Annotated in this window: 7 protein-coding genes; 1 reads left to right on the top strand and 6 read right to left on the bottom strand. The window is 63.2% G+C overall.

Annotation, left to right across the window (positions count from 1 at the left end):
- Positions 1-1,651: beta-galactosidase (locus V7116_RS14185; RefSeq protein ID WP_324392593.1), on the bottom strand; the 1,651-nt coding region annotated here is incomplete at its 3' end.
- The gene (locus tag V7116_RS14190; protein WP_324392594.1) at positions 1,648-3,273 is read right to left on the bottom strand and encodes a G5 domain-containing protein; all 1,626 of its coding nucleotides are present in this window, start codon (positions 3,271-3,273) and stop codon (positions 1,648-1,650) included. The genes V7116_RS14190 and V7116_RS14185, both read right to left, overlap by 4 nt.
- 109 nt (positions 3,274-3,382) lie before the next feature.
- Between V7116_RS14190 and V7116_RS14195 the strand changes: the two genes are divergently transcribed.
- Positions 3,383-4,069 (top strand): hypothetical protein, encoded by a 687-nt coding sequence (locus V7116_RS14195; RefSeq protein WP_324392595.1) that lies wholly within the window; start codon positions 3,383-3,385, stop codon positions 4,067-4,069.
- A gap of 89 nt (positions 4,070-4,158) precedes the next feature.
- Here V7116_RS14195 and V7116_RS14200 read toward each other — a convergent pair whose 3' ends face one another.
- The 4 genes from V7116_RS14200 to V7116_RS14215 all read right to left on the bottom strand — a co-directional run bounded on the left by V7116_RS14200 (position 4,159) and on the right by V7116_RS14215 (position 14,232).
- Positions 4,159-8,061: a putative Ig domain-containing protein gene (locus V7116_RS14200; protein WP_324392596.1), complete on the bottom strand. Its 3,903-nt coding sequence runs from the start codon at positions 8,059-8,061 to the stop codon at positions 4,159-4,161.
- Positions 8,062-8,276: 215 nt separating this feature from the next.
- Positions 8,277-12,194 carry a DNA-directed RNA polymerase subunit beta gene (rpoB, locus tag V7116_RS14205; RefSeq protein WP_324392597.1) on the bottom strand — a complete coding sequence of 1,306 codons (3,918 nt, stop codon included), beginning with the start codon at positions 12,192-12,194 and terminating at the stop codon, positions 8,277-8,279.
- Positions 12,195-12,496: 302 nt separating this feature from the next.
- Entirely contained in the window at positions 12,497-13,213 is a 717-nt protein-coding gene (locus tag V7116_RS14210; protein ID WP_324392598.1) for an endonuclease III domain-containing protein, read from the bottom strand.
- A gap of 80 nt (positions 13,214-13,293) precedes the next feature.
- A complete protein-coding gene (locus V7116_RS14215) occupies positions 13,294-14,232 on the bottom strand; it encodes a carbohydrate kinase family protein (protein ID WP_324392599.1) in 939 nt (312 codons plus the stop codon).
- Positions 14,233-14,266 lie beyond the last annotated feature (34 nt).

The raw sequence follows: 14,266 nt of genomic DNA on the forward strand, positions 1-14,266 counted from the left end.
GGCGCACACGGCGCCATGGCAGCCGCGCCGCCGTCACGAGGCCGACCAGCAGCGCCAGCCCGCCGACGATCCCCGCCACAATCAGCCACACGTCATAGGTGCGCGTATCGGGCGACGATCCCACCGCGTACCCGGCAATCGGCCAGCGGTCGTCCCCGTTATGGGGCCGCTGAATGATTGTGGCCGTATGTACGCCGAAGGGCAGTCCGTCCGCCACGGTCACGAGATCCGTTTCCGGCGCGCGCTCCGGCGAGGTCAGCAGCAGAAAGGCGTTACCGTCACGGTCGTGTGGCAGTGCATTCGCCGCCTCCCCATCGACCGTCACGAACAGGTACGCCATGTAATCATCCCGGTGCACCGGGATCGCCAGGCTGTCGCCCTCGAACGTCAGCGTGATCGTGTTTTCGGTTTCGGGCGTCACCGCGCCAGGATCGGGGATCACCGCGTCTGCGCCCAGATCGCTGAACTGCCAGTTCTCGGAATAAGTCGTGTACGGGTTCTGCACCGCATGCAGGCCGGGAATCAGCGCCTGCGGATCGGGCAGCACGCCCGCTGCGTTCCACTCATCGAACACGGGCGCGACGGCAAATCCCTGCACCGGATCGTCGTCCGGCGCGGCGGGATCCCAGTGCTGCAAGATCAGCCCGCCCGCCCACGGCCATTCACGCAGCGCACGGTCGTAGGCCTCGCGGGTATAGTCCGCCCGCTGTGTCGCCGTGGCGCTGCCCCAGATCGACGGCGGCCCGCTCCATCCATCGGGCAGCGCGTTCCAGCCGAAGTTGCTGCCCCACAGCGGTTTCGTGCCGTCGCCGTGCCTGACCATCTCCTCGCGCAGCAGGATCAGTCGCGAGAAGTTGAGCACGTCCTCATCCACGCGCAAATCGTCCGGTCCGCTGTCGAAACCGTACGGTTTGCCCGCCGCCGCGTCGAAGTACGGCCCCGCGTCCAGCTCGTACATCGCGCGCAGATACAGCACATCACTGAGATTGCGCGGCCCCGTCTCGACCGTCGGCGCGAGCGCGGCGGCAATCACCTGTGCGTCTTCGTCCACGCCGTGAATCGCGCCGTACGCTTCGCGCAGCACGGCGACGTACAGCGCCGGGCGCACGTCCAGATTACCCCAGTGCGAGGTAATGTTCGGCTCGTCCCAGATCTGGTACTGCGTGATCGTCTCGCCGTAGCGTTCCGCGACAACCCGTGCGAAGTCCGCATACTGGCTGACGCTGGCGGGCGGCGCGTAGGGGTGGTCGGGGGCCAACTCGTGCCGCGCCCAGGCGGGCGTGCCGTCCAGCACGGCGACGATCTGCAGCCCGGGATGCGCCGCGACCGCGTCCACCAGCGTATCGTATGCCGCCCACTCGAACTGCCCCTGCTCCGGCTCGATATCCTGCCACAAAAACGGCTGCCGGACCCACGTAAACCCGGCCTGCTCGATCTTATCAAGCTGGTCGTTGAGTTCGTCTGGGCCGTACTGCCGCAGATCGACATTCACACCTGCCAGTGGCAGTCGCACCGGAAGATCGGACATCTCGGCGGCATTCACCCATCCGCGCGTATGGATGTTACGCTGCTGCTGTGCCGATGCAGCCGCGACGATACTACCCAGCACCAATATGGCGCAGGCGATCAAAATGGAGGCTTTGAATTTCATGGCTCACGTGACCAACGGGGGCGAGAAGACTGTCCATCACTGGTGATCTGCGTGCCTTCCCCGGTCTGCACGTCGACGATCCACAGGTTGCTCTGGTAAATCAGTGCGATCTGGCGTCCCGTGGGGCTCCACGCGATGCCATCTTCCGGGTCGGGTCGCAGCCCGGATCGGCTGGAGCCGGGGAACACGAGCCGCGCGTTACTGCCGTCCGAGTCCGCGATCCACAGGTCGTACTGTGCGCCAGGGCTGTTCAGCGGATCGCGCGCCTGGAAGTACGCGATGGAATACCGCTCATCGCCCACCGCATCGATCGTCGGCGGCGAGTACGTCGGCGTGGTCCAGATGCCGGTCTGCGTCAGGAACGGAGCGATCAACAGGCTGTCCGCCGGATTCGCCACAGCCGTATCGAAGATGATGCTGTCCTCCGGCGATTCGGATCCATACGGCGCGCCGTGAATCGTGGTGATCAGGTGTCCATCCTCCGACCAGGACAGCGTCGGCACCCACACCCAGTAGCTGACCAGCGCCGTTGCGTATTCGGGGAAGCTGAGCAGCGTCTGGAAATCGCCTGTTTCCAGGTTTACCAGCCCTACACTGTCCGCCAGCGCCCAGGCGACATGCGTCCCGTCATCGGACCAGCGATAGCGCCGTCCCCAGTACGCATACGCGCCGATACTGTTCTGCGGCACGATGTCATCCACGGCCACAGTATCACCCGTGGCGGGGTCCAGTTCCATCACATACAGGTCGTTATAGGCCTGCCAGTTCGGTACGTCGTTCACTGGGGAGGCGGTCGAGTAGCTCACCGCCGGGTTTTCGCGCCCCGGAACCCACTGCGCGTAAATCACGTCCGTCGGCACGAGCTGCACCGCATCCGGCGCGCTGGCGCCCGTATTCATCACCGCCCACAACTCGTTCGAGAATTCGGGATCGTTCGGATCGGCGGTGCTGACCGTATACACCAGCCGCAGGCCATCCGCCGAGAGATCGAACACGCGCTTATCAAGCTGTTCGCCGCTGGTCAGCGGGCGCAGCAAATTAGTGTTGTTATCGATGATCATCGCCTGCCCGCCGGAAATGAACGCCAGCCGCCCATCAATGGGTACGGACGTATTCGGCGGCGCGACACCCACCGCGATCACTTCATCCCGTGTGGTCACTTTCGGCGTGCGGCTCGATTCGGACCGGTCGCCGATCTGCTGGCCGTCCTGCTCCACGATGCGGTAGCACACCGTTTCGACGCCCGCGACCCCCGTCTGGATCACCTGCCGCTCGCCCGCTGCAAGCTGGTGCGTCGGCTGCTCGATCACGTTCGGCTCAACGGGCTGATCTTCGCACTCGGTGCGTTCCACCACGCGCGACACGGCGATCCGCATCCCGTTCGCCAACTGTGTATACAGTGGCGGGTTGACCTGATCGAGATCGTTCACCGTCACGCCGATCGACTGCAAAAACTGCCCGACCGACATCTGACGGCTGTACGTGTACACACGATTCGTGCCGTCCACGCTGACGGTCACGCTGTATTCGCCGGACCCCGATCCGCCTTTGTTGTCGCAGGCAGCCAGAAGCCCTGCCGCCAGCACCAGGACCAGCATAAGAATGATATTCTGTCGCTTCATCGTCAGTTGACCGTCACCGAATGGGCGGGAGAGCACAGGCCACCCGCAGGATCGCGCGTAACGAAGCACGCGTCAAGCTGTTGTACCATATTAATCAGGACGCGCTGATTTGATCAAGAAAAGGGTGGGCATCGTGTTGAATCCGGCTGCGAGTGCATACAGTGCCAGTCTACCAGAAGTTGATACGGCGCGCTTGCCGGAAAACGCCTTGTTCCTGGCAGAAGGGCGCATCTATCAGGTGATCGAAGCCAGGTCGGGCGGATTCCACAAAGCGCGCGAATGGCGGCAGGGTGAATCGACTGATGTCGCGCTCGTTCCCGGTTCCCTGCCCGCCCGCTACCTCCCGGTCATCCGGCGAGGGCGCGTGCTACCCGTCTACCGCTCCCGGCAGGAACTCCGCGACGCCGACCGCCCAAGCTGCTTCGTCTTTCCCACTGAAGCGCTCGCGCTCGATGCCGCCTATCTGGATACGGCCCTCATCCAAAGTTCGGGAGCCTATGTCCGCACCCAGGACCGCGAACCCGCCTTTGCCGTCACCGATGGCGCACACATCTTCCGCCTGTACTACTTCCGCCAGACGGTGCATGGCTGGCTCGCGGACCTGTCCAGCCTGCGCGATCAGCCGCGCAACTTCGCGCCGCGCGCCCACACCGAAGGCCCCGGTTACTGGCGGCTGTTGGACACCTGGACCGAATCCACCGGCGCGATCGATATGACGCAGCCTTCCATGCGCCTGATCGATCTGTCGGACGTTGGTGGCGACACCGTGCCACACGTCCCGCCCGACCTTACCTGATCTACCTGCTCTACCAACCACTTTCCTGAAACACATCACCCCTGGCGTTTCCACCAGGGGTGATTTTTCTTGAGTCGTCCTGCAAAGGCTTACTGGATGCCCGCCGCCTGCTTGACCGCCCCCAGCGTTTGCAGCGCGGTCAGGTTGCGCACGTTCGCGCCATAGCTCAGCGACGCGTCCGTCAGGTCGCCTGCGCCCAACGGCGAGACGCTGGCCGGATCGCTGATGCCGCGCTCTTGCATCGCCCGCCAGACATTCCACAGCGGGATCTGCGACTGGGTCGCCACTTCCACGATCGCCGCGTTGTAGTCCGCAAGCTGCTCGGTCGTCGCGCTCGCGTCCGCCGGGATGGTCGCCAGCACGGGGATCGACCCGTACGTGCTCATCACCTGGAACACGATGTTCTGAATCTCCGACCGGAACTGCGCCGGGTCCATGAACGTGACGTTGGCCGCGCTGAAGCTGACGAACGCGATGCTGGGCTGCTTGTGCAGCATCGCGCAGTCCAGGATCGTCGCTGCACCAACCGTATCGCACGGCGGCGCGGCGGGCGCGCTCATCGCCAGTTGATCCGGGCTGAAGCCCTGCTGCGCGGCAGCGCTGCTCGCATTGAAGCTGTTGATCGACGGATCGTTCGGATCGATGGATGTGGCGCGGAAGAACGTGATCGTCGAGTTGAGTGAATCCGCGTAGCTGCCCAGATCCACCCCGTCTACCGCGTACGGCACGAGGAAGTTTGTGCTGCCCACTGCCTCGTCTCCGATCTTGGCGAAGACGCCCGGCTGGATGCCGATGCCCAGCCCACCCTGGTAGATGAGGCTGATGGTGCTGGCAACCTGCTGCGAGATCTCCGGCACGACCGGATAATCCATCAGGTTCAGCCCCTGGGTCGCTTCTACCACCGTGACCTCGAACGAGCCGTTGGTCACGCCGCCGCGCCCATCATCCGCCGTCAGATCGATTACCGTCGTCCCCGGCGCCACGCCTTCCAGCAGCACGGAGTTGTTGTCGATCGCCGTCGCCTGGACGATTCCCGGTGCTTGCGGCAGCGCCGTCAGCACGATCGGATCGCCGTTCGCATCCGTGATCGTCAGCGGCACGGTGATCTGTTCCCCGATTTGCAGCGATTGCGCCCCGACCGGTGGGATTTCCGGCGCGGCATTCGATCCGGTAACCGTCACGACGAAGCTCACCGACGCCATCGCGCCCTGAGCGTCTGTCGCATCGACCGTCACCGTCGCCGCACCTGCCGCGATGCCCGTCAGCGAGACCTGTCCCGCGTCCGCCGACGCCAACACCACTGCCGGGTTATCCGACACGGCACTGAGCGTCACAGCGTCCCCGTTCGGATCGCTTACCGTTACCGGCACGTTCAGCAGTTGGCCTTCGACCACTGCCTGATCGCCAATCGGCTCCACAACCGGGGCCGCGTTCTGCTGCGGCACATCCACCATGAAGCTCGTCGTAACCGGGGGATTCACGGCGTCGGAAAGCGTCAGCGTCACCGTCGCCTGCCCCGGAGCCTGGGCTTCGAGGTGGATCGATCCGGCTTGAAGTACGCTGGCGATCACCACCGCCGGGTTATCCGACTGGGCGTCCGCCGTCAGCGGATCGCCGTCCGGATCGAGCGCGTTATAGGGCACGTCTACCATCGCCCCTGCGCCCACCGTTTGCGCCGAGATGCCATCCACGCTGGGCGCGCCGTTCAGCGGCTGCACCGTGACGTCGAATGACACACTGGCGATGGCGCTCTTGTCGTCGCTGGCGGTCACGGTAACGGAAGCCGTGCCCGCCCCCGCGCCGCTGATATCCACCGACGCACCGTTCAGCACCACCGCCGCTACACCGGGATCGCTCGACACCACGTCCAGCGTGACCGGATCGCCGTTTGGATCGGTCGCCGTCACCGGCACGTTGATCATCTGTCCCACGGTAATCGTCTGCGGATCGATCGGCTGGATCACAGGCGGCGCGTTCTGCTCTGTGACGGTTACGGTAAACAGCACCTGCACCGCCGGATTCACGCCATCGGTCACGGACAGTGTCACCGTCGCCGTGCCCGCGTTCTGCGCGACCAGCGAAACCAGTCCCGGCGTCGTCACGTTCGCGACGACAACGTTCTCGTTATCAGAAGCAGCGGACGCCGACAGCGTATCGCCTTCCGCATCTACTGCGTTATACGGCACATCGAGCACGCCGCCCACCGCCAGCGTTTGCGCCGCGATCGGATCGACGGTCGGCGGCGTATTTGCGGCAGCGACGCTCACCTGGAACGTCATATTTGCTTCGCCGCCCTGCCCGTCCGCCGCATTGACGGTGATGTTCGCCTGCCCCGCCGTGAGGCCCTCCACGACCACGTCCGAGCCGCTGGCCGCTGCCACTGCGACACCCGGCGCATCCGACTGGGCATCCAGCATTACCGGATCGCCGTTCGGATCGCTGGCGACGATGGGCACGTTCAGCGTATCCCCCGCGCCCATGCTTTGCGCGCCGACCTGTTCGATCGCCGGGGCGATGTTGCCCTGCGCGACCGTCACGATAAACGGCATCGTCGAGGCCGGGTTCACACCATCGCTCACCGACAGCGTCACCGTTGCCTGTCCCGCGCCGATACCCGCCAGCCGGATCACGCCCGCCTGCGGCACGGTCGCGGTCACCACAGCTTCGTTATCCGACTGCGCCACCGCCGTCAGCGCATCGCCATTCGGATCGGTCGCCGTGTACGGGACGTCCAGCGTCGCGCCCACTTCGAGCGCCTGCGGCGGGATGTCGGTCACCACAGGCGGCGCATTTTTCGACTGTACCGTGACCTGGAAGATCACGTTGACCACCCCTCCCCTGCCATCGCTGAGCGTCACCGTGACGTTGGCCGTCCCCGCGCTGTTGCCGCCGATGCGGACGGTGCTCTTATCCGGCACGCTGGTATTCACCACGGCCAGATTATCGGAGGAAGCTGTCAGAGTCAGCGGATCGCCGTCCGGGTCGGACGTGGTTACCGTCAGCGCGACGATATCCCCCACGGTAATCGTCTGGTTCGGAATGGGGCTGAGCGATGGCGCGCGGTTCTGCCCCTGCACCGTCACCACGAAGGCTGTACTGACTGTCCCGCCGCGATTGTCGTTCGCCGTGACGACCACCGTCGATTGTCCGGCGGTCAGTCCCGAAAGCGTAATTTCACGCGTGCCGCTTACGGTCGCCCCCGCTACCGCTGGCGCGCTGGACGACACGAACAGGTTCACCGCATCCCCATCAGGATCGTTCGCCGTCACGGGCACAACTACAGTCTGGCCCGCCGTAAGCTGCTGGCTGGGAATCGGGTTGAGGGTCGGGATCTGGTTTGGGCGAACGGTCGGCGTCAGGCTCGGCATCGCGGTAGGCGTCGTGTTCGAAACGCGAATGCCGGTCACGCGATAGTCTACGTCCGTGCCGTCGTTCAGCCACACGTGCACCCGAATCTGGTACATGCCATCCGGGATCAGGGTCGTGTTCCACGCGCCAAGCCCGCTATTGAGCACGATATTCGTGCGCTGCGGCGGCGTCAGGAACGGATACCACAGGTTGCCTGGGTTCGGGTCCGGCCCCCACTCCAGCGCATACTGCACGAAGCGCGGATGGCTGGCGCTGCCGACGATCGTCACGTATCCCGCGATCTGGCTGCCACTCACCGGGTAGGAGATGCGCACGTCATACGGAAACGGCGTGGCGCTTGAAAATGCGGGCGTCCACGTGGGCAGCGGGCTGGGGATGGCAGGCGGCTGGATCACCAGCGGCGTCGAAGTCGGCACCGCAGCAACCGCCGTCCACGTGGGCAGCACGGTTGGGGAGGCAAGCTGATCCGCCCCGCTTGGCGTGCGCGTAAACGGCGGTGTGATCGTGGCCGCGCCCAGAGTAGGATTGCGCTCGCTCTCACGATCGTTGCCGCCACATGCCGCCAACAGAACGACCAAGACGGTCAAGCCCACAAGGAGCAGCGCAAGTCGTTTCCGCGTCATAAGTCCCATCCCCCTCATCTCTCCGGTAAGGCCCAGGGTAAGTTTATATATGCGCTCTAGTATCATTGTACGCTGGTTGGGAAGCACAGACAAAGCGCCTGCCCACCGTACAACACACGTTCGCCCGTTCATCGCCGCACGATTTGGGCACAAGGCAACAAAAAAGGGCGAGCACACGACGGTTGCTCGCCCTTTAAGTTCAGTCCATCAGGCGCTTACTGCGTATCCGCGAGGCCCAGCAGGCCCATCTGGATGCGCGGCTGGCGCGCCTTCTCTTCGTCCTTGCCGAAGCGAATCACTTCGCCGGTATCGGTGATGGCTTCCACCGCGAGGCCGAGGCTCTGAAGCTCCTTGACCAACACGCGGAAGCTCGCCGGAACGCCCGGCTCCTCGATCGGCTCGCCCTTGACGATGGCCTCGTACGTCTTCACGCGGCCCTGAACGTCGTCGGACTTAACCGTGAGCATTTCCTGCAGCGTATGCGCCGCGCCGTAGGCTTCCAGCGCCCACACTTCCATTTCACCGAAGCGCTGGCCGCCGAACTGCGCCTTACCACCGAGCGGCTGCTGCGTCACGAGGCTGTACGGGCCGGTCGAGCGGGCGTGCACCTTGTCTTCGACGAGGTGGGCCAGCTTCAGCATATGGATGATCCCGACCGTTACCGACTGATCGAACGATTCACCCGTCTTGCCGTCATACAGCTTCTGCTTGCCGAAGATCGGCACAGGGATGTCGTAACGGAGCGATACGCGCCGCGCCACTTCGCGCAGTTCGTCTTCGCTCAGGCCGTCGGGCGGCATCTCGCCGGTCACGTCATCGATCCACATCAGCATCGTGACGTAGCGCGCATTCAGATCGCGGCGGTTGCGCTCATCTAAGCTGACCGTTTCTTCACCGAACAGCAGCACGTCCGCCGGATCGTAACCCAGCTCGCGCAGCCACTCGGCCAGAACCACACGCCGCGCGTAGATCTCGTCCAGCGCGAGGCGTTCCATGTCATACGTACCTAACTGGCCCAGCCAGTGATCGATGTAGAGACGACGGACCTCGGCGTCATCTTCGAGGTACTCGGTATCGTACTCTTCTTCGCGCAGCCATTCCCACGCACGGATCGCAATCGCCTTCCACGCACGGTCGATCAGCCAGGCGCGGCCCAGTTCCGCTTCGATTTCCATTTCGTCCGCGCCGTCGAAGACAGGCGTAATCGCACGGAAGCCCAGGCGGTCGGCAGCCCAGCCGAGGTGCGTTTCGAGCACCTGGCCGATGTTCATACGACCGGGTACACCCAGCGGGTTCAGGATGATATCGATCGCCGTGCCGTCTTCCAGGAAGGGCATGTCCTCGATCGCAACCACCTTGGAGATAACACCCTTGTTCCCGTGGCGACCGGCCATCTTGTCACCCTGGGTCAGCTTGCGCTTCTGCGCCACGCTGACACGGACCATCTGGTCCACCCCGGCGGGCAGGTCGCGATGTTCCTCGCGCGTGAAGATCTTGACGTCTACGACCTTGCCCTTTTCACCGTGCGGCAGGCGCAGCGACGAGTCTTTCACTTCGCGGGCCTTCTCACCGAAGATCGCGCGCAGCAGCTTTTCCTCCGGGCTGAGTTCCTTCTCGCCCTTCGGAGTGATCTTGCCGACCAGGATGTCGTTCGGCCCCACTTCCGCGCCCACGCGGATGATGCCGTGTTCGTCCAGGTCCTTCAGCGCGTCCTCACCGACGTTCGGGATGTCGTAGGTGATTTCTTCCGGTCCCAGCTTCGTATCGCGCGCTTCGACTTCGTGCTTCTCGATGTGGATCGAGGTGAACTTGTCATCGCGCACCAACTGCTCGCTGATGAGCAGTGCATCTTCGTAGTTGCCACCTTCCCACGACAGGAAGGCGCACAGCACATCATGGCCGAGCGCAAGCTCGCCGACGATGGTCGAGGAGCTGTCCGCGATAACCTGCCCCGCGTCGATGAACTGGCCCTTCTTGACGACCGGGCGCTGGTCGATGCAGGTCGATTGGTTCGAGCGGTTGTATTTGCGCAGGCGGAAGGTACGAACACCTTCTTCCGTGCGCACCATGATCTGATCGCCCTCGACCGAAACCACTTCGCCGCTCACGTCCGACACAAGCACCTGCCCCGAGTCGTACGCGGCCTGGCGCTCCACGCCCGTGCTCACAATCGGCACGTCCGGCTGGAGCAGCGGCACGGCCTGACGCTGCATGTTGGAACCCATCAGCGCACGGTTCGCATCGTCGTGCTCCAGGAACGGGATCAGCGCCGCCGAAATTCCAACGATCTGGCGCGGAGCCACGTCCATGTAGTCGATGCGGTTGCGTGAGGCCACCAGGAAACGCTGGTGCTGCCGGGCCGACACGCGCTCGTTGACGAACTCGTTAACCCCGCCCAACTGCGCATTCGCCTGGGCGATAGTGAAGCGGTCTTCCATGTCCGCCGAGAGATAACCAATTTCGTCGCTGACGAACGGCACCACCGGCACGCGCTCGACGCCCGCCTTCTGCAGACGTGCGATCAGCGCCTGATCGACCACGGTGCCCATCTCGATCACGTCGTCCGTGTTGGGCAGTTCCAGGTCTTCGCGCAGCGCGCGGCCCGGCAGACGATCGTCATCCAGCGCCAGCTCGCGGTACACCTTGCGGTACGGCGTTTCGATGAAGCCGTATTCGTTCACGCGGCCATAGCTCGCCAGACGACCGATCAGGCCGATGTTCGGGCCTTCCGGCGTCTCGATCGGGCAGATGCGGCCATAGTGGCTGTGGTGCACGTCGCGGACATCGAAGCCCGCGCGCTCGCGGCGCAGACCGCCGGGGCCCAACGCGGAGAGCGTACGCTTGTGCGTCAATTCGGCCAGCGGATTGGTCTGGTCCATGAACTGCGACAACTGGCTGGACCCGAAAAATTCGCGGACCGCCGCCACTACCGGTCGGATGTTGATCAGTGACATCGGAGAGAGATTATCCGACTCACGGATGGACATACGCTCGCGGATCACGCGCTCCATACGGCGCAGACCGATACGCAGCGAGTTCTGGATCAGTTCACCAACCGTTTTCACACGGCGGTTGCCCAGGTGGTCGATATCATCCGGCTCTTCAAGGCCGTTGTCGATCAGGATCATGCGCTCGACCAGTTTGACGAGGTCGAACTTGGTGATCGTCCGGCGTGAGCGCGGCACGATGTCGTCGATGCGCAGGCGCTGGTTGAGCTTATAGCGCCCCACCCGCTCCAGGTCGTACCGGCGCTGGTCGAACAACTGGCTTTCCAGGTATTCGCGCGCGTTGTCGAGCGTGGGCGGATCGCCGGGACGCATGCGCTTGTAGAACTCAAGCAGCGCCGCTTCCGCCACGGACACGCCGTCGCGCAGATCCCACTGCGGCTCCATGCGAATCGTGCCTTCGATATACCGGTGGTCGGGGTTGTTATCGACCTCCTTGTAAATCGCCAGCAGTTCTTCGTCGGTGCCTTCTTTGATCGGCGAATTCTCGTCGAAGCCGTCGGTCACGGCGGCCAGGGCGCGCAGCAAGATCGTCACCGGGATGGTGCGCTTGCGGTTGAACTTGATCGCCAGATAGTCGCTCTTGCGTGTCTCGAACTCCATCCACGCGCCGCGATCAGGGATCATCTTGGCCGTCGCCAAACGGCGACCCGTCGTGCGGTCTTCCTCGGCGTCGAAGTACACGCCGGGCGACCGGATCAACTGGCTCACCACGACACGCTCGGAGCCATTGATAATAAACGTGCCTTTTTCGGTCATGAGCGGGAAGTCGCCCATGAAAATATCGGAAATGACGACCTCATCACCCGCAGCGCGGTTGATGAGCGCGACCTTTACATACAGGGGGGCAGCGAAGGTAATGTCACGCTCAAGGCAGGTTTCCTCAGGGTATTTCGGCTCATCGAACCAGTAGGTCAGGCCGAATTCCTTTGCCTCTCGTGTGCTGCCGGGGAAATAGAGCCTCAGATTACCGTTGAAGCTCTCAATGGGGCTGATCTCGTCGAATAGCTCGTTGAGGCCTTCTTCATAGAAGCGCCGGAAAGAATCGAGCTGAATTTCGATCAGTGAAGGCAGGTCATGCACTTCCAGTGTGCGTGCATAGTTCTTTTCATCTAGCCGCCGCTGCATTCACCACTCCTCGAGGTTACTCAATACGTACTGCCAACGAAGCCCGGGTGTTGACCAATGTGTGAGGAATAGGAGAGTACGTTCCTCGTCCGTCATTCAGCTTTCAGTCGCTTGAGGGTTACATTGTTTTTGGACAAATGGGGTTTACAAGAACAAGTAGTATAGCACGAGTTCGGCGAGAGTCAACACCTAAATGCTCACAAGGCGCAAATTGTCTTGCGCGTGAGCTATCAGATCTGGGATATGCGATTATACATGGGCCACTCCCTCCCGACTAGCCCCAACTTTCGCCCGCCGATCTCCTACTCCAACTGGTCTCGTGCCAGGAAATAATCGCAGTGCATCGTCAGCGGACAGCGCTCGCATTCCGGCCCGCGCGCGTGGCAAATCTGCCGCCCATGCTGGATGATGTTCAGGTGTGCCGGGAAGTATTCCTCCGGCGGGATGATGGCTTCCAGAATCACATGCGCCTGATCCGCGCTGATCTTCGGGCCGATCAACCCCAACCGCCCCGTAACTCGGTGTACGTGCGTATCGACCGGGAACGCGGGCCGCCCGAACGCGAACAGCAGGATGATCGCCGCCGTCTTTGGCCCGATGCCGTGCAGCCCTGTCAGCCACGCTTTCGCTTCCGGCACGCTTAAGTCGTTGAGAAAGTCGAGCGTGATCCGCCCGTTGTCCTGCGTGATGGTGCGCAGCGCCTCTTGAATGCGCGGGGCTTTCTGATTTGCCAGCCCAGCGGGCCGGATCGTCGCAACGATGTCGCCCAGCGGCGCATCCCGGACCTCTTCCCAGCTCTCGTACCGCGCCTTGAGCGCGTCGAAGCCCTTGTCACGATTCGTATCAGACGTGCTCTGGCTCAGGATGGTGCTCACCAGCTCGTCCACCGGGGGCAAAAAGGGACGCCACTCAGGAAAACCGTAAGTGGCTTCCAGAATCGTCGCAATGTCGCGGTAGCGGCGCTGTTTGTACGCCAGCGTGTCGGCGTCAAGTGGAGCGCCCTGTGCCTGCTGTGCCATAAAGTTCTCTGTTTCGTTTATCGTGTGTGACAGTGTGCCAGGATTTGTTTATGTCGTGATCAAAACGTGATCGAACAGGATCAAACCACCAGTGCATCGTACAGCCGGTCGAGGCTGAGATCGTTGGCCACCGTTTCCCGCGTGCGCAGCGTCAGCGACGCCGCCGCAATCCCCAACCGCATCGCCTCGTCCAGGGGCATCTCGTTCAACAGCCCGAAGATCACCGCCGCCGTCAGCGCGTCTCCCGCTCCGGTTTTATCCATCACGGGCGTGCGCAGCGCCGGGATCTGCCCTGCCCCGCTGCCGTCCGCATAAGCCAGTCCATGCTCGGCTAGCGTCACGATGGCGATCTTCACGCCCGTATTGACGATCCGCTGCGCGAGCGCCACGGCGGCATCCCTGGTTGTCAGCGGCTCGTACTCGGTGCGCAGTAGCGTCGCGGCCTCGAAAGCGTCCGGCGCGACCATGTGGATCTGCGGAAGGTACGGCAGCAGCTTGGCCGCCAGCGTCGGAGAGGTCGGATCGACGCACACCGGCAAATCGTACCGCTTCGCCAGCCGGAATGCCGTCGCCAACGCCTTGGGGGACAGATTCGCATCCAGGGCGATCATCGACGCGTGCGAAAACAGATCCTGGTGGTGCAGCAAATACGAAGAAGAGATCGCAGTCACGATGTCGTAATCGCTGAGCGCGACGATCAACTGCCCTTCGGCGTCCACCAGCGCCAGATACGTGCCGGTTTGCCGATCGGGTAGGCGCAAAACGTAGCTGGTATCCACGCCGGTTTCTCTGGTGCGCGCCAGCATACTCTCGCCGCTGCGATCGTCTCCCACTGCCGACAGCAGGATCGTGGGCACTTCCAGCCGAGCCAGATTTTCGGCAATATTGCGTGCCACACCGCCCACGGTCGTACGGATCGCACCCTGGTTCGAACGCCCCATTTGAAGCGGCTCGCCCGAGCGTCCTTTGATGTCGATACCGGATGCGCCAATTACAAGGACAGGCTGGTCGGCCTCCATGCCACGCTGCTCCTTCGCTAGTTCGTGCCCGTTC

The sequence above is a fragment of the Aggregatilinea sp. genome (genome assembly GCF_036822615.1).
Classification (GTDB): Bacteria; Chloroflexota; Anaerolineae; order Aggregatilineales; family Aggregatilineaceae; genus Aggregatilinea.

What these genes read in the sequence shown, in the direction of transcription:
- V7116_RS14190 (WP_324392594.1), bottom strand. Translation starts at nt 3,273, where the DNA reads ATGAAGCGACAGAATATCATTCTTATGCTGGTCCTGGTGCTGGCGGCA.
- V7116_RS14200 (WP_324392596.1), bottom strand. Translation starts at nt 8,061, where the DNA reads ATGACGCGGAAACGACTTGCGCTGCTCCTTGTGGGCTTGACCGTCTTG.
- rpoB (WP_324392597.1), bottom strand. Translation starts at nt 12,194, where the DNA reads ATGCAGCGGCGGCTAGATGAAAAGAACTATGCACGCACACTGGAAGTG.
- V7116_RS14210 (WP_324392598.1), bottom strand. Translation starts at nt 13,213, where the DNA reads ATGGCACAGCAGGCACAGGGCGCTCCACTTGACGCCGACACGCTGGCG.
- V7116_RS14215 (WP_324392599.1), bottom strand. Translation starts at nt 14,232, where the DNA reads ATGGAGGCCGACCAGCCTGTCCTTGTAATTGGCGCATCCGGTATCGAC.